At 70.7% G+C, this 22372-nt stretch carries 22 protein-coding genes and 1 pseudogene; 11 read left to right on the top strand and 12 right to left on the bottom strand.

The annotated features are described in order from the left end of the window. The first annotated feature begins 50 nt into the window (after positions 1-50). Complete coding sequence (locus QF030_RS31390) at positions 51-527, top strand: RidA family protein (RefSeq protein ID WP_307165935.1); 477 nt, start codon at positions 51-53, stop codon at positions 525-527. Positions 528-589: 62 nt separating this feature from the next. On the opposite strand, the gene QF030_RS31385 is transcribed toward QF030_RS31390, so the two are convergent. From QF030_RS31385 to QF030_RS31370, 4 genes are all read right to left on the bottom strand, one after another. After that, positions 590-1258, bottom strand: a complete 669-nt coding sequence (locus tag QF030_RS31385; RefSeq protein WP_307165934.1) for an ABC transporter permease — start codon at positions 1256-1258, stop codon at positions 590-592. After that, complete coding sequence (locus QF030_RS31380; RefSeq protein WP_307165933.1) at positions 1255-1971, bottom strand: ABC transporter permease; 717 nt, start codon at positions 1969-1971, stop codon at positions 1255-1257. The genes QF030_RS31385 and QF030_RS31380 overlap by 4 nt, the downstream gene beginning before the upstream one ends. After that, on the bottom strand, positions 1968-3122 hold the full coding sequence (locus QF030_RS31375) for an ABC transporter ATP-binding protein (protein ID WP_307165932.1): 1155 nt from the start codon (positions 3120-3122) through the stop codon (positions 1968-1970). Before QF030_RS31375 ends, QF030_RS31380 begins: the two co-directional genes overlap by 4 nt. A gap of 73 nt (positions 3123-3195) precedes the next feature. Next, positions 3196-3603 carry a hypothetical protein gene (locus tag QF030_RS31370; RefSeq protein WP_307165931.1) on the bottom strand — a complete coding sequence of 136 codons (408 nt, stop codon included), beginning with the start codon at positions 3601-3603 and terminating at the stop codon, positions 3196-3198. 115 nt (positions 3604-3718) lie between these two features. Here QF030_RS31370 and QF030_RS31365 point away from each other — a divergent pair, with 115 nt between their 5' ends. Then, positions 3719-4675, top strand: a complete 957-nt coding sequence (locus QF030_RS31365) for a hypothetical protein (RefSeq protein WP_307165930.1) — start codon at positions 3719-3721, stop codon at positions 4673-4675. Continuing rightward, positions 4672-6810 (top strand): ArnT family glycosyltransferase, encoded by a 2139-nt coding sequence (locus QF030_RS31360; RefSeq protein WP_307165929.1) that lies wholly within the window; start codon positions 4672-4674, stop codon positions 6808-6810. Before QF030_RS31365 ends, QF030_RS31360 begins: the two co-directional genes overlap by 4 nt. Positions 6811-6927: 117 nt before the next feature. On the opposite strand, the gene QF030_RS31355 is transcribed toward QF030_RS31360, so the two are convergent. The 4 genes from QF030_RS31355 to QF030_RS31340 are packed head-to-tail and all read right to left on the bottom strand — an operon-like array spanning position 6928 to position 9544. Next, positions 6928-7053 (bottom strand): hypothetical protein, encoded by a 126-nt coding sequence (locus QF030_RS31355; protein ID WP_307165928.1) that lies wholly within the window; start codon positions 7051-7053, stop codon positions 6928-6930. Further along, a complete protein-coding gene (locus QF030_RS31350) occupies positions 7050-7784 on the bottom strand; it encodes an FAD:protein FMN transferase (protein ID WP_307165927.1) in 735 nt (244 codons plus the stop codon). Before QF030_RS31350 ends, QF030_RS31355 begins: the two co-directional genes overlap by 4 nt. A gap of 1 nt (position 7785) precedes the next feature. Further along, positions 7786-8196, bottom strand: coding sequence for an FMN-binding protein (locus tag QF030_RS31345; protein ID WP_307165926.1), 411 nt, complete (start codon positions 8194-8196; stop codon positions 7786-7788). A gap of 10 nt (positions 8197-8206) precedes the next feature. Then, a complete protein-coding gene (locus QF030_RS31340) occupies positions 8207-9544 on the bottom strand; it encodes a ferredoxin reductase family protein (protein ID WP_307165925.1) in 1338 nt (445 codons plus the stop codon). Between the two features lie 152 nt (positions 9545-9696). Between QF030_RS31340 and QF030_RS31335 the strand changes: the two genes are divergently transcribed. The 3 genes from QF030_RS31335 to QF030_RS31325 all read left to right on the top strand — a co-directional run bounded on the left by QF030_RS31335 (position 9697) and on the right by QF030_RS31325 (position 13557). Further along, a complete protein-coding gene (locus tag QF030_RS31335; protein WP_307165924.1) occupies positions 9697-10389 on the top strand; it encodes a response regulator transcription factor in 693 nt (230 codons plus the stop codon). Further along, the gene (locus QF030_RS31330) at positions 10386-11894 is read left to right on the top strand and encodes a sensor histidine kinase (RefSeq protein WP_307165923.1); all 1509 of its coding nucleotides are present in this window, start codon (positions 10386-10388) and stop codon (positions 11892-11894) included. The genes QF030_RS31335 and QF030_RS31330 overlap by 4 nt, the downstream gene beginning before the upstream one ends. A 649-nt stretch (positions 11895-12543) precedes the next feature. Further along, a complete protein-coding gene (locus tag QF030_RS31325; protein WP_307165922.1) occupies positions 12544-13557 on the top strand; it encodes a lysylphosphatidylglycerol synthase transmembrane domain-containing protein in 1014 nt (337 codons plus the stop codon). Positions 13558-13677: 120 nt separating this feature from the next. On the opposite strand, the gene msrB is transcribed toward QF030_RS31325, so the two are convergent. The 4 genes from msrB to QF030_RS31305 all read right to left on the bottom strand — a co-directional run bounded on the left by msrB (position 13678) and on the right by QF030_RS31305 (position 17260). After that, positions 13678-14088 carry a peptide-methionine (R)-S-oxide reductase MsrB gene (gene msrB, locus QF030_RS31320; protein WP_307165921.1) on the bottom strand — a complete coding sequence of 137 codons (411 nt, stop codon included), beginning with the start codon at positions 14086-14088 and terminating at the stop codon, positions 13678-13680. A 13-nt stretch (positions 14089-14101) separates the two neighbouring features. After that, complete coding sequence (gene murC / locus QF030_RS31315) at positions 14102-15487, bottom strand: UDP-N-acetylmuramate--L-alanine ligase (protein WP_307165920.1); 1386 nt, start codon at positions 15485-15487, stop codon at positions 14102-14104. A gap of 269 nt (positions 15488-15756) precedes the next feature. Further along, entirely contained in the window at positions 15757-16230 is a 474-nt protein-coding gene (locus QF030_RS31310) for an indole-3-glycerol phosphate synthase (RefSeq protein WP_307165919.1), read from the bottom strand. Between the two features lie 181 nt (positions 16231-16411). Next, the gene (locus tag QF030_RS31305) at positions 16412-17260 is read right to left on the bottom strand and encodes a pyrimidine reductase family protein (RefSeq protein WP_307165918.1); all 849 of its coding nucleotides are present in this window, start codon (positions 17258-17260) and stop codon (positions 16412-16414) included. Positions 17261-17297: 37 nt separating this feature from the next. Between QF030_RS31305 and zapE the strand changes: the two genes are divergently transcribed. From zapE to QF030_RS31280, 5 genes and pseudogenes are all read left to right on the top strand, one after another. After that, positions 17298-18404: a cell division protein ZapE gene (gene zapE, locus QF030_RS31300; protein ID WP_307165917.1), complete on the top strand. Its 1107-nt coding sequence runs from the start codon at positions 17298-17300 to the stop codon at positions 18402-18404. Positions 18405-18587: 183 nt separating this feature from the next. Then, positions 18588-19001 carry a hypothetical protein gene (locus QF030_RS31295; RefSeq protein ID WP_307165916.1) on the top strand — a complete coding sequence of 138 codons (414 nt, stop codon included), beginning with the start codon at positions 18588-18590 and terminating at the stop codon, positions 18999-19001. Positions 19002-19093: 92 nt separating this feature from the next. Then, positions 19094-19676, top strand: a pseudogene (locus tag QF030_RS31290) (carbonic anhydrase). 8 nt (positions 19677-19684) lie between these two features. Further along, positions 19685-21193: a SulP family inorganic anion transporter gene (locus QF030_RS31285; RefSeq protein ID WP_307165915.1), complete on the top strand. Its 1509-nt coding sequence runs from the start codon at positions 19685-19687 to the stop codon at positions 21191-21193. A 115-nt stretch (positions 21194-21308) separates the two neighbouring features. After that, entirely contained in the window at positions 21309-22319 is a 1011-nt protein-coding gene (locus QF030_RS31280; protein WP_307165914.1) for a slipin family protein, read from the top strand. The last annotated feature ends 53 nt before the right edge of the window (positions 22320-22372 follow it).

Here is a 22372-nt window from a genome sequence, read left to right as displayed (position 1 = left end):
AACTGTGGTGCGGGGGAATGGCCTTCCCCCGCACCGCAGTTGTTTCCGTCATGAACCAGAGCCCGAGCCAGAGCCCGAGCGACAGCCGCAGCCAGAGCCACAGGCACGACGAACGTACGATCACCAACCCGCCCGTCCTGCACGACCCCACGCCCTTCGGCTACAGCCATGCCGTGTCGGCGCCCGGCGAACTGGTCTTCCTCGCGGGTCAGTACGCCTCGGACGCGTCGGGAGCCCCCGTGCCCGGCGGCTTCGGCGCCCAGGTGGAACTGGCCTTCGACCGACTGGAGGCGGCGCTGGCCGGGGTGGGCCTCGGGCTCCGGCACGTCGTGCGGTTGGGTACGTTCGTCGTCGACCACGATCCCGGCAGGCTCGGGATCCTGGGCAAGGCCCTGCATGCCCGCTTCGGCGAGCGGCTGCCCGCCCAGACCCTGAGCGGGGTCGCCTCGCTCGCCCTGCCGGGCATGCTGTTCGAGGTGGACGCGATCGCTGTTCGGCCGTCACCCCGGGGCCAGGACCGGCCCTAGTCGCTCCTGACCCGGAGCCAGGACCGGTCCTAGTTGCTCCTGACCCGGAGCCAGGACCGGTCCTAGTTGCTCCTGCGGACCCCCGGCGAGACCGTCACCTTGGCCGCCGCCCAGAACACCGCGAGTGTCGCGAGTGCCATGCCGGCGACCAGGGTGGCGCCGCCCACCACCTTCTCGTAGTCGTGCTGGTAGAGGCCGTCGACGATGTAGCGGCCGAGACCACCGAGGCTGACGTACGCGGCGATGGTGGCCGTGGAGACGATCTGGATGGCCGCCGAACGCAGCCCACCGAAGATCATCGGAAGCGCCACGGGCAGTTCCACGCGCAGCAGGACGCCGGACTCCCCCATGCCCATACCCCGTGCGGCGTCCACGGGGGACGGATCGACGGAGCGCACCGCCTCGTACGTGGTGACCAGGATCGGCGGGACCGCGAGGACGACCAGCGGGATCATCACCGGCAGCATGCCGAACCCGAGCACGATGGTCGTCACCACCAGCAGACCGAAGGTGGGCAGCGCCCGACCGGCGGTGGCAACCAGGGAAAGGACGTTTCCGCCCCGCCCGTAGTGACCCGTCACCAGGCCGATCGGCAGCCCGATCACGGCAGCGAGGGCAAGGGCTTCCAGGGAGTACTGGACGTGTTCCCACACGCGGGTGGGGATTCCGTCGTAACCCTGCCAGTGCGCGCTCTCGCTGAAGAAGGCGCTTACGAAATTGATGACGTTCACCGGGCTGCGTCCTCCAGGGCGGGCACGGCCGGTTCCGGCCGGACCCCGGCCGGCTTGCTCTTTTCCACGCGCGCGCCGCTCGGCATCCAGGGCGTGAGCAGAATCCGTACGACGACCAGCAGTGCGTCCGCGAGCACCGCCAGAGCGGCACTCGTGATCACGGAGTTCCAGGCGAGTTCCGGCCGGTTGTAGATCTGTGCGTCGTGCAGCAGGTTGCCGAGCGCACCCTGGTTGCCGATCAGCATGCCGACACTGACCAGGCTGATGCTGGACACGGTGGCGACCCGCAGGCCGGCGATGATGGCGGGCACCGCGATCGGCAACTGGACCAGGACGTAACGGCGTACGGGTCCGAAGCCCATGGCGGTCGCGGCGGCGAGGGTCTCCTGCGGGACCGAACGGACGCCGTCGACGATCGCCGGCACGAGCACGACCAGGCTGTAGATGGTGAGCGGGATCATCACCGTCAGTTCGGTCTGCCCCGTGTAGTCGATGAGGACGACGAAGAAGGCCAGGGACGGGATCGCGTAGAGCACGGTCGTCACCCACAGCACGGGCGGGTACAGCCAGCGCAGCCGCACGCACAGCTGGGCCAGCGGAAGCGCGAGCAGCAGCCCGCCCAGCACCGGAAGCAGCGCCTCGCGCAGATGCAGCCCGATGAGACCGAGCCAGTCGTGCTGGAGGTCGCTGGGGATGTCGAAGAAGCGGTTCACCGGATGACCTTCTGGGCGCTCACCGCGGGCGTCGGCTGCTCCTCACGGCCTACCGCGTGGGCGCCGCGGATGGCCTCGCCGATGGCCGCCTGGGAGACGACTCCGGTGGCCCGGCCCTCGGCGTCCACGGCGACCGCCCAGCCGGTGGGCGACAGGACCGCGCAGTCGAGGGCGGCGCGCAGCGAGTCCCGCCCGGCGACGAACGGCCGCCCGTACGACAGCAGTCGGGCGGCGTCGACCCGTCCGGCCGTCAGCGCGCCGGGCTCGCTCCACCCGAGCGGACGGCCGTCCAGACCGGTGACGAGGAGGTAGGGCGCGTCGGTCGCGCCACGCGCGGCGATCTGCTCGGCCGTGGAGTCGATCGCGACGATCGGGGTGGTGAGCAGTTCCAGGCCGGCGGAGGAGAAGAAGGACAGGCGCCGGATGCCCCGGTCGGCGCCGAGGAAGTCCTCGACGAACGCGTCGGCGGGGTCGGACAACAGCTCGGCCGGCGGCGCGAACTGGGCGAGCCGACCGCCGGTGCGCAGCACGGCGACCATGGTGCCGAGCTTGACGGCCTCGTCGATGTCATGCGTGACGAAGACGATGGTCTTGCCCAACTCCTCCTGAATGCGCAGCAGTTCGTCCTGCAGGCCCTTGCGGACCACGGGGTCGACGGCGGAGAACGGCTCGTCCATCAGCAGGACCGGCGGATCGGCGGCGAGCGCTCGGGCCACGCCGACGCGCTGTTGCTGGCCGCCGGAGAGCTGGTAGGGATACCGCTTGGCGAACGAGGCGTCGAGGCCGACCCGTTCCATCAGTTCCCGTGCCCGCGCGCGGGCCTTGTCCTTGCTCCAGCCGAGCATCCGGGGCACGGTGGCGATGTTGTCGACGATCGTCCGGTGCTGGAAGAGTCCGGCGTTCTGGATGACGTAACCCATGGACCTGCGCAGCGTGTTGACCGGCTGCCGACGGCTGTCGACACCGTCGATGAGGATCGTGCCCTCGCTGGGTTCGACCATCCGGTTGATCATCCGCAGAGTGGTCGTCTTGCCGCAGCCCGAGGGGCCGACGAGGACGGTGATCGAACGGTCCGGTATGTCGAGGGAGAGCCGGTCGACCGCCACCGTGCCGTCCGGGTATCGCTTGGTGACTGAATCTATCCGTATCAAAGCGCCGAATACCCTTCGGGTCTGGCAATTTCTGCCCGCTCTCGATACGAGTTCGGGCCGTTGCGAGGAGAGTCTAGACCGCGTACCAGATCAGCAGTCCGCCACCGGCCCCCTGCGCGTACCGGGCGCTCGCCTCGATGCCATGCAGGCGGCGGGCGACGTGGAGATGGTGGCTCTCGACCGTCCGGTCGGACGGGCGGGTCTCGGCGGTGAGCCGCTCCGAGTAGGCGCGTACTCGATCGATTTCCGCCAGGAAGGCGGGGATCTCGTCCGGAGCGACGACGTCACCGTTGTGCACGCTCACCGACGCCGGCAGGAACCGGGCGCCGAGTCGGCGGATGGCCCGCGAGCCCCAGACCGTCCTGCGCCAGGATTCCGGCCCGGCCAGTTCCATTCCGTCGGGCCGACCGTCCCGCTGCCCGGCCAGGATGTCGAGCTCAGCACCCTCCCCCACCAGGAAGACCTCGCTCGTCAGGCTCATGTCCCCAGTGGATCACGCCAACCGCACCTGGGCGAGCGGGGTTTCCTCTGTGCGCTGCCTGTGAGTCCGCTGATTCTCACTCTTCCCTCAGGACCGGCTCAGGGTTCCCCCAGACATGGCCTCGATCGTCATGGCCATGAACGAAACGAAGGCGGGAGGCGTCCGTCAGCGGTCGGCCGAAGTGCTGGTGCCCGTGCTGCCGGTACCCGTGCCAGTGCCCGTGCCCGTGCCGGAACGCGTGCGGGTGCCCGTGCGGGTATCGGTGCCCGTCGTGCCGGTGCCGGTGCCGGTGCCGGTGCCGGTGCCGGTGCCGGTGCCGGTGCCGGTGCCGGTGGGCAATGAGGCGCGCCTTCTCGCCGGTGGCATCGACCGTCGCCACGCCCACCTCGAAGAATCCTTCCTGTTTCCGTTCGCGTTCCGGTTTCCGTTCGCGTACCCCTTTCCGTTGCCGTTCTCCTTTCCGTTTCTGTTTCTGTTTCCGTTCCCGAACTGCTTCGCGACAGTGGACGACGTCGGCGCGGGCGACTTGATGCATGGCCCCAGACCTGACGCTCCGTCAAATTCGCGTGCGTGCGACATACCTGGAAGAAGAGGGTCGGGGCCAGGGCCGGGCGGGGCCCGGGGCTGGGACCGGCCCCTGAAACACGGGTGGAACCGCTTCAGCGCAGACGGCGCCGCCGCCTCCCTGGACGTGGACCTGTCGACAGGCCTGGCGACCTGCCTCCCTCTGGTCGCCCCGCTGCCGTCCGGCCACAGCAACCTCCCCGCCGGCAGCCGTCTCCACCGCCAGGCGACCGCCATGCCGGGCGCCGATCGGAAGCGCATCTCCCGCCACTGCCACCTCAGGCAACAGGCCGACCTCGGCGCACTGTCCCACTCCCGGCTTCGCCCGAGCGGAGTGACCATCCGCACCGGCCGCACTCGCCTCCCCGCCGTATCCCGCCACACCAGCGCCGATTTCCCCGCCGTACCCCGCCGCACGAGCACCCCCCGGGTGCCTGCGGCACGCACGACCACCTCCGCCGCCGTCCTGCCCACCGGGGCGAACATCCACCTGGAGCACGCGTCATGACGACACTCGTCCCGCCGCCCGTACCGGTCCACGAGGAGGGCGCCCGCCACCGGGTCACCGTCCCTCCCTCCGACGGCGGGCTTTCCTCCCGCGCCAGGCGCCTGTTCACCGGCGCCCCCGAAGACCCGCGCTGGGCCCGCCCGGCGCTCTGGGCGATCCTCGTCCTGGCCACGGTCCTCTACGCCTGGAACCTCTCCTCGGTCACCGGTAACACCTTCTACGACGCGGCCGTCTACAGCGGCACCAAGAGCTGGAAGGCATTCTTCTTCGGCGCCCTGGACGCCGGCAGCTTCATCACGGTGGACAAGCCGCCGTTCGCCCTCTGGGTGATGGGCCTGTCCGCCCGCGCCTTCGGTTACGGCACCTGGCAGTTGCTGCTGCCGATGGTCGCCGTGGGAACCGGTTCCGTCGCGCTTCTCCACCGGCTGGTCAAGCGGGACTTCGGGGCGGTGGCGGCGACGATCTCCGCCCTGGCGCTGACACTCACCCCGATCACGGTCGCCATCACCCGGGACACCAATCCCGACCCGATCCTCGTCTTCCTGATGCTGCTGGGCGCCGCCGCACTGCTGAAATCTGTGCGCACCGGCCGGCTGATGCCGTTGGTGTGGTCCGGTGTCGCCATCGGTTTCGCGTTCAACACGAAGATGATGCAGGCGTACGTCGTCCTGCCCGCGTTCTTCCTGGTGTATCTGTGGGCCGCGAACGTCTCGTTGGGCAAGCGCATACGCAACCTTGCCGTCGCTACGGTCGCGCTGGTCGTCTCCAGTGCCTGGTGGATGGTGGTCGTCGACCTGATCCCCGCCTCGTCCCGCCCGTACATCGGCGGCTCGACGGACAACACGGTCTGGGACCTCGTCATCGGCTACAACGGTTTCGGCCGTATCTTCGGGGCGAGTTCCTCGGTGGGCTCTCAGGGCAACGGTGCCGGCTTCGGCGGTGAAGCGGGCCTCTACCGGATGTTCAACGACATCATGGGCGGCCAGATCTCCTGGCTGATCCCGTTCGCGGCGATCGCGCTGATGGCGGGTCTCGTCCTGCGCGGCCGGGCGCCCCGTACGGATGCCAGGCGTGCCGCGCTGATGCTGTGGGGCGGCTGGTTCGTCCTGCACTACCTGACCTTCGCCCTCGCCGAGGGCACCTTCCACCCGTACTACGCCACCGCCATGGCGCCCGGCATCGCGGCCCTGGCCGGCGCGGGCGGCGTCATGCTCCACAACGCTTTCCGTAACGGCTCCGCGGCGAAATGGGGTGGGGTGCTGCCGGCCGCGGTGGCGGCGAGCTCGGTGTGGGCGGTCGTCCTCCTCCAGCGGGCCTCCGGCTCCGGAACGCTGTACACGGTTGCCGAGGTCGTGGCCGGTGTGGCGGGGGCCGCCTCGGTGATCGGGCTGCTGGTCGGCCGGTTCGCGAAGCGGCAGCGGCTGATGGGCGTCGCGGCACTGGCAGCGGTCGTGGCGCTGCTCGCCGGTCCGGCCGCGTACTCGGCCTCGGCCATGACCTCCGGCACCAACGGCACCAACCCGACGGCCGGGCCGAGCACCGGCGGCATGGGCGGTGGCGGCGGCCAGCGGAACGTGGGCGACGGCGGACCGGGAACCAACTCCGGTACGGGGACGAGTGGTTCGGACGCCGACCAGGAATTGGGTCAGCCTCCGTCGAACAGCGGCGGCTCCACGGACAACACGGACAACGGCGGCTCGACGGAGTCGAGTACGACCCGATCCGGCACGAGCGAGTCCGGGACGACCGAGTCGGGGACGGCGGAGCCCGGCGTCTCCGGCGGTCGCGCCGGCGGCGGTACCGAGGTGTCGTCCGCGATGATCACATACCTGAAGAAGAACCAGGACGGTGCCACCTGGCTGGTGGCGGTGGCCACCGACCAGACGGCTTCCTCGATCATCCTGGAGTCGGGCGAGCCGGTCATTTCGATGGGCGGCTGGTCCGGCAGCGACAACGCGATGACACTGGCCAAGCTGAAGAGCCTCGTGAAGGCGGGCAAGCTGCACTACATCGTGGTCGGCGCCGACGGCCAGGGCTCCTCGGACTCCGGGGTGTCGACCTGGGTCGAGGCGAACGGCACGGCCGTGTCCGACTACAGCGGTCTCTACCGCCTGGACGCGTCCGACGTCAGCTGAGGACACCGGGACAGAAGAAGCGGGCCGCCGGTGTCACCGGACCGGCGGCCCGCCTTCCGCATGCCCTGGATCCGTTGTGGAACCGCTTCGAAGCGTTTCGCACCGGAGCGGCAGGGGTCAGGAACGCCGGCCTGGATGACGGGTCTGCGGCCTGCGTCCCCGCCCCGATGTCCAGGCGAGGACCGTCGCGCCCCAGCCGAGCAGCCACAGGGCCACTCCCAGAGCCACCGCCTCGACGCTCACGCGGCCGCTGTCCCCGCCGTCGGGAAGCCGCCGGTGCGCAGCACGCGTCCGCCGGGCAGCACGGCGTACACCTCGCAGCCGTCCCGTGCGGCCGCCCACTCGACACCGTCCGCGCCCATGGCGAAGGCGGCCGTGGCGACGGTGTCCGCGTCGGTCAGGGTCGGGGCCACGACGGTGAGACTGTCGAGTCCGGTCGCCGGACGGCCGGTACGGCCGTCGAGGATGTGGTCGCCGCGCTCGTATCGAGCGGAGGTCGCCACGGCCCCGTCGGTGAGGTCCAGTACGGTGCACAGCCGGTCGGCGATCTCGGGATGCCGTACGCCGACCCGCCAGGGCCCGCCGGAAACGACCACGTCACCCCCGGCGTTGAGGCAGAACCGGGTGAGCCCGGCCCCCGTCAGCAACTCCGCCGCCCGCTGCACCGACCAGCCCTTCACCACCGCGCAGGGGTCCAGGCAGCGGCCGGGCAGCCGGATGTCGAAGGCGCCGCCGGTGGCCACCCGGTACCGCTCGCAGATGTCGAGCACCTCCACGAGGTCGGCGCTCAGCTCGTCGGCCGACAGCTCCCCCCGGCCGTAGCGGGAGACCTCGCTGTCGGCCTTGAACGGGCTGAACCGTGCGTCGACCGCACGCAGCCACGCGAACACGGCGTCCCCGGTCCCGTCGGGGACGACGGTGTCGTCGACCCGCAACGAGACCGGGAATCCCATGACGTGCTCGACGCGGTGCACGTCAGGCGCCCTTCGCGTCGATCGCGGCCTGGAGGGACTCCCGGTAGCCGTCGCTCGTGATCGTCGCACCCGAAACGGTGTCGACGTCCGCACTCTGCGCCGTAAGCGTTTCCGCAATCAGCTTCGGCACCGCCGCGGTCGTCTGCGGATGGTCCGGCTGCTTCAACATCTCCACAGCCGTGATCCTTTCGCCCTCGAAGGTGATCCGAACCTGGACGTCCCCTTTCTCGGTGGACACGGTCGTACCGGTGAACGTGGTCGATCCCGAGGAGCCCGAGGACGACGTGGAGGGGGACGCGGAGGGCGTCGAGGCGGCCTCGGTGGTGGATGTCGTACCGATCGACGGCTCGTAGCGCCAGACCGGGATCAGACCCGCCACGGACAGGACCAGGACAGGTATGGCTCGCTTCACGATGTCTCTCTCATCCCGCCAGGCTGAAGCGTTCGAAGTGGATCTGCGGCTTGGGCACGTCCAGCTCACGCAGGGTGCCGAGGACCGCGTTCATCATCGGCGGCGGTCCGCACAGGAAGACGTCCCGCTCCGCGATGTCCGGTACGAGCGCGGCGAGTTCACGCGGCGCCAGCCGGTCCGGCACCGGCGGCCCGGTGACCAGGTGCAGCTCGGCGCCCTTGGCCAGGGCGAGGTCGCGCAGCTCGTCGTAGAGCACGGCGTCCCGCTCGCCGGCCACCCGGTAGATGACCACCGCGTGCCCGTGGATCTCCTCCAGGAGCGCCCGGATGGGGGTGACGCCGACGCCGCCGGCGATGAGCAGCGCCTCGGGCCGGGTGCGGTGCATGGCGGTGAAGGCGCCGTAGGGGCCCTCGGCGAAGACGCGCGTGCCGGGCTGGAGATGGCGCAGTCCGGCGGAGCCGGCGCCGGCCGCCTTCGCGGTGAGACGCAGCCGGGTGCCGTCGGGCGCGGCCGAGAGGGAGAAGGGGTTCGCCTGCCACCAGCGGTCCTTGGTCAGGAAACGCCACAGGAAGAACTGGCCGGCCCGGGCGGGCAGCCGGTCCAGGTCACGACCGGTGATGTAAACGCTTACGACGTTGTCGGCCTCGGGGACCACGGCCTCGACGCGCAACTGGTGGCGCCAGTTCCGCCACAGCGGCAGGACCAGCCGGCCCAGAGCCACCGAGCCGAGGGCGACGCTCCACACCGCGTACCAGTACGCCGTGGCGACGGACGACGCGGTGAAGGTCGTACCGACCACGACCTGGTGGGTGAAGGCCAGGATCACGGCGGCGTACGTGTACAGGTGGATGAAGTGCCAGGTCTCGTAGGCCAGGCGCCGACGGGCCCAGCGGCCGGAAACGCCGCCGACGACCAGGATCAGCACCATCGCGACGGCGGCGCGCAGCACGCCCTCGACGGTCTCGGCGAGGTCGACGAGCTGGTTCACCGGGTTCATCGACGAGGATGCGGCGTAGCCGAAGGTGATGAACACCACATGGCCGACCAACGTCCACAACAGGCTGAAACCGGTCCAACGGTGCCAGTTGGTCAGCCGGTCCATGCCGATGCGGCGGTCCAGCCAGGGCAGCCGGGCCACCAGAAGCAGTTGGAACGCCATCAGCAGGGCGCTGTACAGGCCGGCGAAGCGGCCGATCACGACGAGTGCGTTGGAGGCGAAGCCCGCCTGGACGGCGAAGAGGGTCACGACGGCCGCGTTCGCGGCGAGCACGGCGTACAGGCCGGTGCGGGCCACTACTTGGGGACGTATCGCCGTGGGGGGTACGGGAGGCGATTGGACGGTCGTCACGGACGGAAACTCCTAGATCGGGTCCTCAGAACACAGAGCTTGTCCGTGCTTCGCTGTCGTTTTCCTGTCGTACAACTTTCAAGATCTTATCGATCCGCGCGTGCGTGAGACGGGGGTCTGGCGCTGCGGGGTGTGTGGCGCACTATGAGCAGGTGGAAAAAGTACGACTCCTCGTCGTGGACGACGACCCGCCGATAGCCGATCTCGTGGCGACGGTCGCCCGCTACGAGGGCTGGGACGCGGTCACCGCGAACTCGGGTGCGGAGGCGCTGCGCCGTGCCGCCGACTTCCACCCCGACATCGTGGTGCTCGACCTGATGCTGCCCGACATCGACGGCTTCGGCGTGCTCGACCGGCTGCGGCGCACCGGGACGATGGTGCCGGTGGTGTTCCTGACGGCGCGCGACGGGGTCGCCGACCGGGTCGCGGGGCTGACGCGGGGCGGCGACGACTATCTGGTGAAACCGTTTGCCGTCGAGGAGCTGATGGCCCGGCTTCGGACCGTGCTGCGGCGCAGCGCGGGCCCCGGCGCCCAGCGCTCGGTACTGCGGGTCGCGGACCTCACCATGGACGAGGACACCCGGGAGGTCCGGCGCGGCGGAAAACTGCTGACCCTCACGCCCACCGAGTACGAGGTGCTGCGCTATCTGATGCGGAAGTCGCCGACGGTTCTGACCAAGGCGCAGATCCTGGATCATGTCTGGGAATACGGTTTCGGCGGCCGTTCCAACGTCGTCGAACTGGTGGTCAGCCGACTGCGCCGCAAGCTCGACACGACGGGCGACGACCCGCTGATCCAGACGGTACGCGGTTTCGGGTACGTGATCCGGCAGGCGGCCGAGTGATCGGCCGCTTCTGGCACGCGTACCGCAGGCTACGGCTCGGCACCCGGCTGGCGCTCGGCCTCGGTGCGCTGTCGCTCGTCGTCTTCGCGGTGGTCGGCGCCACGCTGACCATGTACATGCGTGACTACCTGGATCATCAACTACGCGACCAGATCAAGCTGGTCCAGGTCATGCAGTCCAAGGACGCCAAGGCGCACGGCATCGTGGAGCGCCAGCCGTACTACGGCTGGTACACGGCCGTGTACGACGTCTCGGCGGGGTCGGCCGTGCTGCGCAGGCCCGCCGACGTGCCCGCGGACACCGCGGCGCTCACCGCCCTCGCCCGGCGGATGGAGGATGACGACGCCGAGGTCACCCGTACGGTACGGATCGACGGTGAGGGCACCTATCTGCTGCGGGCCTGCCAGGTCTCGCCGGGTGTCGTGCTGGTCAGCGCCGCGCCGACGGAGGACATCGACGGCACCGTGCGTCAGCTGATCACCACGCAGGTGGTCGCCTTCGGCCTCGCCCTCCTGGCGCTCGTGGTCTTCGGCCGTCGGATGCTGAAACACGGTCTGAAACCGTTGAGCGACATGGCACACACCGCGCACGGCATCGCCTCGCACGACCTGACCGAGTCGGCGTCCCGGCTGCACCTGCGAGCGGACGCCCCGGGCGGCGGCCCGGAGGTCGAGGAGCTGCGCACGGCCTTCAACACCATGTTGCAGCACATCGACGACTCCCTCGCGGTGCGGGCGGAGGCCGAACAGCGCCTGCGCCGCTTCGTCGCCGACGCCTCGCACGAACTGCGCACGCCCCTGATGTCAGTACGCGGTTACGCGGACCTTTTCCAGTACGCGGCCGCCAACGCCCCCGAGGAACGCGACAAGCACCTGGCCCGGTTGCGAGCCGAGGCGGCCCGGATGGGCGTCCTCCTCGACGATCTCCTGCTGCTCGCCCGCCTGGACGCGGCCGAGGTGGAGACACCCCTGCGGATGGAGAACGCCGACCTGGTGGAGCTGGTCGAGCAGGCGGCCGACGCGTTCCGCGCGAGCCACCCCGGTCATCCCCTGACGGTGTCCCCCGGTCCGGCCGCCGTCCACCTGCGGATGGACCCGCACCGCATCCGCCAGGTCCTGGACAACCTCCTCACCAACGCGGCCGTGCACACTCCGGCCGGCACGGCGGTCCGCGTCGAGGTCACCGCCTCGCCGGGCACAGCACGCGTCCACGTCGCCGACAAGGGCCCCGGCATACCGTCCGGCGACCGCGACCGTGTCTTCGACCGGTTCTACCGCGTCGACAAGGCCCGCAGCCGTGACCGCGGCGGCAGCGGCCTGGGCCTGTCGGTCGCCCGGTCCCTGGTCCGGGCGCACGCCGGCTCGTTGGAGCTGGGCGACATGGCGGGTGCCACGTTGTTCGTGGTGACACTCCCCCGGGGCCCGGTCACGAACGGGCGCGGGACATCGCCGGCCACGAACGGTCGAGGGACGCCCCCGGTCACCAAAGGGCGCGTGACGCCGTAGACCGGTAACGCCGTGACGTCGTGGACCGGTAACGCGGTGACGTCGTGGACCGGTAACGCGGTGACGTCGTGTCGTCGGTAACGCGGTAACACGGTGACGCCGTAGATGGGTGACGCGCTAGCGCGGTAACGCCGTAGACCAGTAACGCGGTACCGCAGTAACGCAGTAACGCAGTAACGCAGTAACGCAGTAACGCAGTAACGCGAAGTATCTGCAACCGCACCGCAACCGTCATCCGTCGAGGCTGGTTCGGCGGGTGAACCGGTCACCGGAGAGTCGAGTGGTTTCCTCGGCGCGGCAGAAGCAGCGTTCCGTCGCCCGCGAAGGCGACCGAGCCGATCGCGGGCAAAGGGGGCCGATCGTACTGCGGCCCGGTGAACCTCGGCGCGCGGCCGGGATGAACCACGGGGGGTGCGGGCAGAAATCCCACAGCCTCACCGCACTTCCCCCGCCGCACAGCACCTCGCCCCACGGCACCAGCCGCACGGCAACCCGCCACACCGCACTGCGGTCGCCCTTCGGCCCGCACTCCGTCGGCTCACGGACACCGCACCGTCACACCGGAGGGGAACGACTTTCCCGTCCCCTCCGCAGGCCCGATCCGTCGCGCCGTCGCGCGCGGTCACGACGCGGAAGGACGACGTGCGCCGTGCCCCTGCTGCCCCTCGACGACCCCGCGTCCCCGCCCCCGCCTCAGCCGCCGCTCGCGGAAGACCGCCGCGGTCCCCTGGCGGCCACCGCCACCCGCCGGGCCCTCACGCTCTCCCCGATCCTGCTGCTCGCGGTGTGGGCGGCGCTCGACTGGCATGCCGTGCGAGACGGCGCCGCCCTGCTGGCCGCCGCCGACCCCTGGTGGCTGCTGGTCGGGCTCCTGTTCACCTACCTCGGCTCGGTCGCCGCGGCCTGCGTCCGCCAGGGGGCGATCCCGGACCGGCTGCCACCGGGTCTGCTGGTGGCGTCCCAGATCGCCGCGGGCGCCGCGAACCACATACTGCCCGCGAGTATCGGCGCCCATGCGGTCACGGTCCGCTTCCTGCAGCGCCAGGGCGTCGCCCTCCCTCGCGCCACCGCCTCCGTGGCCCTGTACTCCTTGGTCAGGGCCGTGGCGAAGACACCCGTTGTGTTGATCTTCCTGCTTGCCGCGCCCAGCGCCGTACCCCCCGCGAGGCTCCTCCCGGAGGGGCGGACACTGCTTCTGGCCGCCGCGGGCCTCCTGCTGGTTCCCGCGGCGACCGGGGCGGTGCTCGTCCTGGTACGGCCGCTGCGCCGTCCCGCCCTGGACTTCGTCCGTACGGCCCTCACCGACGCCCGGCAGCTGCACACCCGCCCCGCCCGTTTCCTCCCGCTGTGGGGCGGAGCGGTCGCGGCGCCGCTGATCCAGGCGAGCGTGGTGGCGTCGGTGGGAACGGCGCTGGGCCTGCCCCTGTCCTGGCCGCAGCTGCTCTTCGCGTTCCTCGCGGCGAGCACCGCGGCGGGGGCCGTTCCCGCACCCGGCGGCATCGGCCCGGTCGACGCGGCCCTCGTCCTCACCCTGGCCGGATACGGCACCCCGCTGCCGCTCGCCACGGCGACGGTCATCGGCTACCGGGTGCTGACGGTGTGGCTGCCCCTGCTGCCAGGGATGCTGGTGCTCTCGGCGCTGGTACAGCGCAAGCAGCTGTGAGCGGTCGGGGCCCGCCCGTCAGTCCCTGCCGTCGGGCCTCGCCGTCGTCCTCATCACCGGCCTCGCCGTCAGTCCTTGCCGTCAGCCTTTACCGGCAGATCTCGCCATCAGCCCTCGTCGTCAGCCCTCGCCGTCCGCCGCCAGCCGCAGCGAGATGCTGTTGATGCAGTACCGCTGGTCGGTCGGGGTCCCGTACCCCTCGCCCGCGAACACGTGTCCGAGGTGCGAACCGCACCGGGCACACCGCACCTCGGTGCGCAGCATCCCGTGCGAGCGGTCCTCGATCAGCTCCACGGCGTCGGTGTCCTTCGGGTCGAAGAAGGACGGCCAGCCGCAGTGGGAGTCGAACTTGGTCTCGGAGGTGAACAGTTCGGCACCGCAGGCACGACAGGAGTAGACCCCCTCGGCCTTGGTGTCGGTGTACTCACCGGTGAACGCGGGCTCCGTCGCGGCCTGCCGCAGCACGGCGTACTCGCCCGGGGTCAGCTCCGCCCGCCACTGCTCGTCCGGCTTTTCGACGTCGTACGACATGAGCCTCAGCCCCTTACTGGGAAAGACGGTCCAGAATGCGCGGGCCCAGGTCCGTCACGTCGCCCGCGCCCATGGTGAGAACGAGATCACCCGCCTTCGCCATTCCCGCCACCACCTCCGGGGCCAGGTCCTTGTCGTGCATCGCGGTCACGTCCGCGCCCGCCGACCGGGCCGCGTCGATGATCAGCTCGCTGGTCACGCCCGGGATCGGGTCCTCGCGGGCGGGGTAGATGTCGAGGACGACGGAGGCGTCCGCGAGGGCCAGCGCCTGCCCCATCTCCTGGCCGAGTTCCTGGGTCCTGGAGAACAGGTGCGGCTGGAAGAGGACGAGGATGCGGGCGTCGCCTACCGCCGCGCGCATCGCCTCGAGGTCCGCCGTCATCTCCGTCGGGTGGTGGGCGTAGGAGTCGATGACCTGGACGCCCGCCTTCTCGCCCTTGAGCTGGAGCCGGCGCTTGACGCCCGTGTACGCGGCCAGGGCCGGGGCCAGTTCCGCGGCCGGTACGCCCAGGGCGACGCCCGCGGCCAGCGCGGCGACGGCGTTGTGCGCGTAGTGGCGGCCGGGCACGGAGACCGCGAAGCTGAGCTGCTGCCCGTCGAGCAGCACGGTCACTTCGCTCTTCAGCCCCTGGGGGACGACGGACAGCACCCGCACGTCGGCGTCCTCGGCCTCCCCGTACGTCACCACCCGCACGCCCTCGACCCGCCGGGTCAGTTCGCGGGCGCCCTCGTGGTCGGCGGAGATCACCAGCGTGCCGCCGGGCACGATCTTCCGGGCGAAGGTCTCGAAGGACTCGTAGATCTCGTCCATCGAGGCGTAGTTGGCGTGGTGGTCCAACTCCACGTTGAGGACGATGGCGACCTCGGGCGCGTACTTGTGGAAGCTGCGGTCCGATTCGTCCGCCTCGGCGACGAAGATCTCGCCCTCGCCGTGCAGCGCGTTGGAACCGGGCGCGTCCAGGTCGCCGCCGATCGCGTACGAGGGATCGAGTCCCAAGTGGGACAGCGACACCGCGAGCATGGACGTGGTCGTCGTCTTGCCGTGGGTGCCGGCGACGGCGATCGGGCGCGTCCCGTCCATCAGCCGGGCGAGCGCGTCCGAGCGGTGGACGACGGGAATCCCCAGCTCGGCCGCGCGGGCCAGTTCCGGGTTGTCCGCGCGGATCGCCGACGAGACGACGACACAGCTGGCGTCGTCGGCGAGGTGGGCGGCGGCATGCCCGATGTGCACGGTCGCGCCGAGCGCCCGCAGCGCCGCGGCGGTCCCGGACTCCTTGGCGTCGCTGCCGGCCACCTTCGCGCCGCGCTGCGCCAGGATCTTCGCGATCCCGGACATCCCCGCCCCACCGATCCCGATGAAGTGCGGTCGGTCCATGGCGGTAGGAAGGCCGGGTGCCATGCGTGTTCTCCCAGGGTGCGCTACGACGGTTCGGTGCGCCCCCACCCTATTGCGCGAGGCACACCGCACCCACCCAGGGGCGCGGGGCCGTGTCCACGTGCGGTATCGATGTGCCGTATCGACGTACGACGGCGCCGCGCGGACGCGAGCGGATGCAGCGCACCCTGCCCGCTCACCGAACCCGTCACCCGCACCCGCACCCGCACCCGCACCCGCACCCGCACCCGCGGACGAACGGATACGGGCGGGGGCGCAGCACAGCGGTCCGCTCACGCCTTGCTGTGCGAGAAGAGTTTCAGCACCGGCACTCCCACCTTGTGCCGAGCCCGAGAGGCCCAGTCCCGGTGGAAGAACTCCTCGACGTAGTGGGGGTCGGTCAGCACGATCACCTCGTCCGCCTGCGCCTCCGCCACCAGGGACTTCAGCGCGTCCAGCGGGTGGTCCTCGACGAGGCGTCCCACCGCGTCGTGGCCCGCCGCGTGCAGGGCCTGCAGGGACACCTCGAGGGCCCGCACGCCGAACCCCTTCGCCTCGTCCCCCTCCGGCGTCTCGCCCTCGCGCGCCGCCTCGTCCAGTTCGCCGAGAGCCACGTCGTCGACGGCCCGCAGCAAGCGGTCCGCCTGGTCGCCGCGCGGCTGGAGCAGCACGTGGAAGGAGACCGGCTCGTCCCCGTGCAAGGTGCTGACGAACTCCACGTCGGCGGACGTCAGGGCCTTCTCGATCATCAAAACGCTTGTGAACACCAGCGCCCCATTCTCCTTCGAGGACCCCCGTGGCCCTCTCTCCTCCGTGAGCCGTTCGCGGCCCTGCGGAAACCATCCTTCCCCGTGTACGCACGGGGACTGCGAGATCCAGTGTGCCCGCCGGACGCCAAACGGAACGGTTGATTCCGCCCTTTGGGGACCGACGGCGACGACCGAACTCCTATCCGGCATCCGGCCTCTGATACCTGCTGAACAGGAAACCCTCCTCCTCCAGGAGGGACACGAGTGCGAACCGGTGCGGCACCGCGACCGACGGCCCGCCGGCGATCCGCTGCGCGTCACCGACGGTGAGCATCGGGGAAACGGTCAGGCAGAGCTCGTCGAGCACCCCTGCGGCCACGAACTGACCCAGCAGCCGGGGACCGCCCTCCGTCAGCAGCCGGGTGTGTCCGAGCTCGGCGAGCGCCCGTACGGCCCGGTCCGGCTCCACGCCCATGCCGTCACCGGCGATCACCACGCGCGCGCCCGCCTTCTCCGCGCTCGCGACCTTGTCGGGGGCCGCGGCGGCGCCCGTCAGGATCAGGGTGGGCACCAGCGGCGAGGTGAAGAGCGGAAGCGAGAAGTCCAAATCGAGGCTCGCACTGACCACCGCGACGGCCGGTGCGGGGCCCTGCCCGGCCGCCTCACGCCGCTCGGCGAACTCCGCACGCGCGCGTGCGGGACGGTAGCCCTCCAGACGTACCGTTTCCGCGCCCACGACCACGACGTCCGCGAGCCCGCGCAGCGTGCCGAAGATCCGCATGTCGGTGGCGGTGGAGATGGGCTGCGAGCGCCCGTCGTGCTGGGCGGCGCCGTCCAGCGTGGACACCATGTTGGCCCGCAGCCAGGGCACCGGCCCGCCGGGACCGGGCCCGGGGTAGGCGTAGGCGTCGGCGAGCTCGTCGAGGCTCCACTCGCGGTCCGCCGCCGCGCCACCCCCCGCACCACCGCCCTCGTCGGGGGCCCCGGGCGGCCTGCCGCCGGAACCGGTCGTCACTGTCTGGTCGGTCACAGGGAACAGCCGTCGCATGCCAGGCAGTCTGGCACGCCCCGTAGCATGGGGAACCGTGTCGTCCTCCTCCTCCGCCCCCGGCCTCGGCCCGATAGCCGACGCGGCCCCGGTGTCCCTCTGCACCCGTCAGCCGCACGTCCCCGCGGACCGGCTGGTCGCCGAGATGGTGCCGCCGCCACGCTTCGACTCCGTCCGCTTCAGCACGTACATCCCGGACCCGAACCAGCCCAGCCAGACCGAGGCGGTCGGCGTCCTCGAGGGCTTTGCGACCGGACTCGGCGGGGCGCACGCCCTGGGCGGCGCCAAGCGGGGCTTCCTCGGCTTCGGCAGGTCCAGGGCGCCCAAGGTGCCCGCCGGGCCGCGCGGCGTCTACCTGGACGGCGGCTACGGCGTCGGCAAGACGCACCTGCTGGCCTCCCTGTGGCACGCCACCCCGGCGGAGCCCGCCCTCAAGGCCTTCGGCACCTTCGTCGAGCTGACCAATCTGGTCGGCGCCCTGGGCTTCCAGCAGACGGTGCGGACCCTCTCCGCACACCGCCTGCTGTGCATCGACGAGTTCGAGCTGGACGATCCGGGCGACACCGTGCTCGTCTCGACCCTGCTCGGCAAGCTGGTCGAGGCGGGTGTCGCGCTCGCCGCCACCTCCAACACGCTGCCCGGCAAGCTCGGCGAGGGCCGGTTCGCCTCCGCCGACTTCCTGCGCGAGATCCAGGGCCTGTCGGCGCACTTCCGCGCGCTGCGCATCGACGGCGAGGACTACCGCCACCGCGGTCTGCCCGAGGCGCCGGCGCCGTACTCCGACGAGCAGGTGACGAAGGCGGCCTACGCCGCCGAGGGCGCTTCGCTCGACGACTTCCCGCATCTGCTGGAGCACCTCGCCAAGGTCCACCCGAGCCGCTACGGCGCGCTGACGGACGGCCTGAAGGCGGTCTGTCTCACCGACGTGGGGGCGGTGCCCGACCAGTCCACGGCGCTGCGGCTGGTGGTCCTGGCCGACCGGCTCTACGACCGAGAGGTCCCGGTCCTCGCCTCCGGACTCCCCTTCGACCGGTTGTTCAGCGAGGAGATGCTGAACGGCGGCTACCGCAAGAAGTACTTCCGCGCGATCTCCCGGCTCACCGCACTGGCCCGCGACGCCAAGAGACTCGTCGAGCCCCAATAAACGATCTTGACCGCCCCGTCAAGAGTGGGTTCGCGCCAAGAACCCCTCCCTTTTGAGGCGCACTTCATTTCGCAACGTCCAGTTAACCCTGCAAACAACTTTGCAGGGTTAACGTGTTTCTTGACCAATGGTTGACCAGCCGTTGGTCTGGACTAGAAGTGCGAACCGTCCGAAGGGGGGCGCATGTTCCGAGGTACGACGACCCGAACCGTCATTTCGGTCCTCGCCGCCGTCCTGCTCGCCCTTCCGTTCTTCGCACCCACGTCATCGTTCGCACGCGCGCACACGGTCCGTCAGGCCGAGGCCAAGGCCCAGCCCGGGATCAAGGTCTCGGGCAAAGCGATGCGCGACGAGATCGCCACGCTCCGCGACTGCGACCGCTCCGGCGGGCCCGCCGACCCCCTGCGCACCCGTGACCGCCACCGTGCCGGCAGCTCCGGTCCGGCCGCTTCGGCACCCCAGGAGCCCGAGCGCGCGCTGCTGGCGCAGGATCCCGCGTCCGCGCATCAGCCGCCCCTGCCCGGCGACCCCTATCACCGCTGGTCGAGATCCTCGGCCGCCCACTCACCGGCGACCCTCCAGGTCTTCCGCTGCTGAGAGAGCAGAGCAGAACAGCACTTCCCCCACCTGTCCTGTGTCCTGCACATCCGACGCGCCCCCCACCGCGCGCCAGGAGGAGTCACCACGTCATGCAGCCCCTCATCGACAACGCCCGTACGTTCGGACAGCGCCCTGAGGAGTTCGCCAACCTCGCAGACGGCCAGTCCCCTCAGGTCCTGTTCATCACCTGCTCCGACTCGCGGGTCGTTCCCGCCCTGATCACGGGCGCCCGTCCCGGTGAGCTCTTCGAGCTGCGCACCGCGCGGCAACATCGTGCCCCCCTACGTCTCCGACCGCCCCACCGGCGAGGCGGCCACCATCGAGTACGCCGTCGAGGTCCTCGGCGTCCAGGACGTCGTCGTCTGCGGCCACTCGCACTGCGGCGCCGTCGGCGCGCTGGTGCGCGGCGACGACCTCGACGGCGTCCCCGCCGTACGCGACTGGCTCGCGCACGCCGCGGACGAACCGGAGGCCGCCGACCCCGACGACCCGACGGTCATGCGGGCGGTGCAGACCCACGTACTCGCCCAGTTGCTGCGGCTGCGCTCCTACCCCTGCGTGGAGAAGCGGCTGGCCGACGGCCGGCTGCGGTTGCACGGCTGGTACTACGAGGTGCACACCGGCGCCGTGCGCGAACACCGCGTCGACACCGACGGCTTCGAGGCCCTGTGAGCGCCGCGATGAACCAGAAGCCCGCCGGGCGAATATCCCGGTTCCCCCATCTGCGGCAGGACTTCGCCGCTTCCCTCGTCGTCTTCCTGGTCGCGCTGCCGCTGTGCGTGGGCGTGGCGGTGGCCTCCGGCGTGCCGGCCGAGCTGGGGCTCGTCACCGGCATCGTCGGCGGCCTCGTCACCGGTGTGATGCGCGGCAGTTCCCTCCAGGTGTCCGGTCCGGCGGCCGGACTGACCGTGCTGGTCTTCGAGGCGGTGCGGGAGTTCGGCCTGCCCGCCCTCGGAGTCGTCGTCCTGGCCACGGGCGTCCTCCAGCTCGCCATGGGCGCCCTGAAACTGGGCCGCTACTTCCGGGCCATCTCCGTCTCGGTCGTCGAGGGCATGCTGGCCGGAATCGGCCTGGTGCTGATCGCCGGTCAGTTGTACGCGATGGCGGACACCAAGGCGCCGGCGTCCGGCCTCGCGAAGATCGCCGGACTGCCCGAGGCGCTCGTGGACGCGGCCGGCAGCACCTCCGCACTGGCCTCGCTCGCCATCGGCGTCGGCACCATCGCGGTGCTCGTGTTGTGGAAGCGGTTGCCGACGAAGGTGCGTACGGTGCCCGGCCCACTCGCCGCGGTCGGCCTGGCGACCCTCGCCGCCCTGCTGCTGAACCTGCCCGTGGCCACGGTCGAGGTGCAGGGCCTGCTCGGTTCCGTCCAGCCACCGTCGCTGAGCTCCTTCGGCGAACTGGCGCACGTCGGCCTGCTCGGCACGATCGTCGCCTTCACCCTGATCGCGTCCGCCGAGTCGCTGTTCAGCGCGGCGGCGGTGGACCGTCTGCACGACGGCCCGCGCACCGAGTACGACAAGGAGCTGATGGCGCAGGGCGCGGGCAACGCGCTCTGCGGGGCGCTCGGCGCGCTGCCGATGACCGCGGTGATCGTGCGCAGCGCGGCCAACGTCCAGGCGGGCGCGCGGACGAAGGCCTCGCGCGTCCTGCACGGCGTGTGGCTGCTGCTCTTCGCGGCCCTGCTGCCGAACGTACTGGCCTACATACCCCTCCCGGCGCTGGCCGGCATCCTCGTGCACGCGGGCGCCAAGCTCGTGCCCGTGCGGGCGATCGTGGGACTGTGGCGCGAGCACCGCGGCGAGGCGCTGATCCTGGTGGTCACGGCCGTCTCGATCGTCGCGGTCAGCATGTTCGAGGGCGTTCTCATCGGCCTCGCACTGGCCGTCGCCAAGACGGCCTGGGAGGCCTCGCACATCAGGCTGGAGGTCGTCGACAAGGGCGCCGGACCCGTCCAGGTCCACCTGTCGGGCAACGCGACCTTCCTGCGGCTGCCGAAGATCCTCGACAGCCTGGAGGCCCTCCCGCAGGACCGCCCCGTCGAGCTGGACCTCTCCGGTCTGCACCACCTCGACCACGCCTGCCGTACGGCACTGGAGACCTGGGCCGAACGCCACAGTGCGGCCGGCACGGAGCCGGTGAAGGTCACGGAACCCGTCAAGATCACGGAACCGGTTACGACCGTGTAGCCCGCCCGTCGCTGTCCGGCCCGGGACCTGGGGCGTGGCCCCGGGCCGGACAGCGGGCATATCGTGGCAGAGCAGACAGAAACACTCTTTCGGGCCTCTTGCCGAGGAGGTCGTCATGCTCGAGGAGCTGCTGGGCGCGGCAGCGGTGGTCGCCGCCGGAGGGCTCGTGTACGTCGGGGCGGCGGCTCGGGTCGTCAAGCAGTACGAACGCGGGGTCGTCCTCCGGCTCGGCCGGCTGCGCGGCGATGTCCGTATGCCGGGGTTCACCCTGGTCGTCCCCGCCGTGGACCGGTTGCGCAAGGTCAACATGCAGATCGTGACGATGCCCATTCCCGCCCAGGAGGGCATCACCCGCGACAACGTGACCGTGCGGGTCGACGCGGTGGTGTACTTCCGGGTGGTCGACGCGGCGGCCGCGACCATCAACGTCGAGGACTATCGCTTCGCCGTCTCACAGATGGCACAGACCTCGCTGCGTTCGATCATCGGCAAGAGCGAACTGGACGACCTGCTGTCCAACCGGGAGAAGCTCAACGAAGGCCTGGAGCTGATGATCGACAGCCCCGCCATCGGCTGGGGTGTGCAGATCGACCGGGTGGAGATCAAGGATGTGTCCCTGCCGGACACGATGAAGCGCTCGATGGCCCGGCAGGCCGAGGCCGACCGTGAGCGGCGGGCCCGGATCATCAACGCCGACGCCGAGCTCCAGGCCTCGAAGAAGCTCGCCGAGGCCGCGAAGGAGATGTCCGAGCAGCCCGCCGCGCTCCAGCTGCGGCTGCTCCAGACGGTGGTGGCGGTCGCCGCCGAGAAGAACTCCACCCTCGTGCTGCCGTTCCCGGTGGAACTGCTGAGATTCCTGGAAAAGGCGCAGCAACCGCTCCCACAACATCCACAGCAAGAGACACAGCAGCAACCGCTTCCGCAACATCTACAGCAAGAGGCACAGCAGCAACCGCTTCCGCAACATCCACAGCAAGAGACACCGCAGCAACCACGCCACGAGCCGCTGAACCAGCAACGGCAACAGCAAGAGCAACAAGAGCAGGAGCAGGAGCAGGGGCAAGAGCAACAACAGCCGCCCTTGTCGCCTTCACCCCAGCCCTCCCCGAGGGACGGGGAGGAGTGACACGAGCTACGCGCGTGGTTCCCGGGGCGCCCTGCGGGTGATAGACACAGCGG

It is taken from the genome of Streptomyces rishiriensis, assembly GCF_030815485.1.
Taxonomy (GTDB): Bacteria; Actinomycetota; Actinomycetes; order Streptomycetales; family Streptomycetaceae; genus Streptomyces; species Streptomyces rishiriensis_A.
Note: the sequence above shows the minus strand (reverse complement) of the source record. Positions and strands in the feature narration are given on the sequence as shown.

Bases quoted from the DNA above. Each gene is read 5' to 3' on its own strand.
- QF030_RS31390 (WP_307165935.1), top strand. From the start codon at position 51: ATGAACCAGAGCCCGAGCCAGAGCCCGAGCGACAGCCGCAGCCAGAGC.
- QF030_RS31370 (WP_307165931.1), bottom strand. From the start codon at position 3,603: ATGAGCCTGACGAGCGAGGTCTTCCTGGTGGGGGAGGGTGCTGAGCTC.
- QF030_RS31365 (WP_307165930.1), top strand. From the start codon at position 3,719: ATGGCCTCGATCGTCATGGCCATGAACGAAACGAAGGCGGGAGGCGTC.
- QF030_RS31360 (WP_307165929.1), top strand. From the start codon at position 4,672: ATGACGACACTCGTCCCGCCGCCCGTACCGGTCCACGAGGAGGGCGCC.
- msrB (WP_307165921.1), bottom strand. From the start codon at position 14,088: ATGTCGTACGACGTCGAAAAGCCGGACGAGCAGTGGCGGGCGGAGCTG.
- murC (WP_307165920.1), bottom strand. From the start codon at position 15,487: ATGGCACCCGGCCTTCCTACCGCCATGGACCGACCGCACTTCATCGGG.
- QF030_RS31305 (WP_307165918.1), bottom strand. From the start codon at position 17,260: ATGCGACGGCTGTTCCCTGTGACCGACCAGACAGTGACGACCGGTTCC.
- QF030_RS31295 (WP_307165916.1), top strand. From the start codon at position 18,588: ATGTTCCGAGGTACGACGACCCGAACCGTCATTTCGGTCCTCGCCGCC.
- QF030_RS31285 (WP_307165915.1), top strand. From the start codon at position 19,685: ATGAACCAGAAGCCCGCCGGGCGAATATCCCGGTTCCCCCATCTGCGG.
- QF030_RS31280 (WP_307165914.1), top strand. From the start codon at position 21,309: ATGCTCGAGGAGCTGCTGGGCGCGGCAGCGGTGGTCGCCGCCGGAGGG.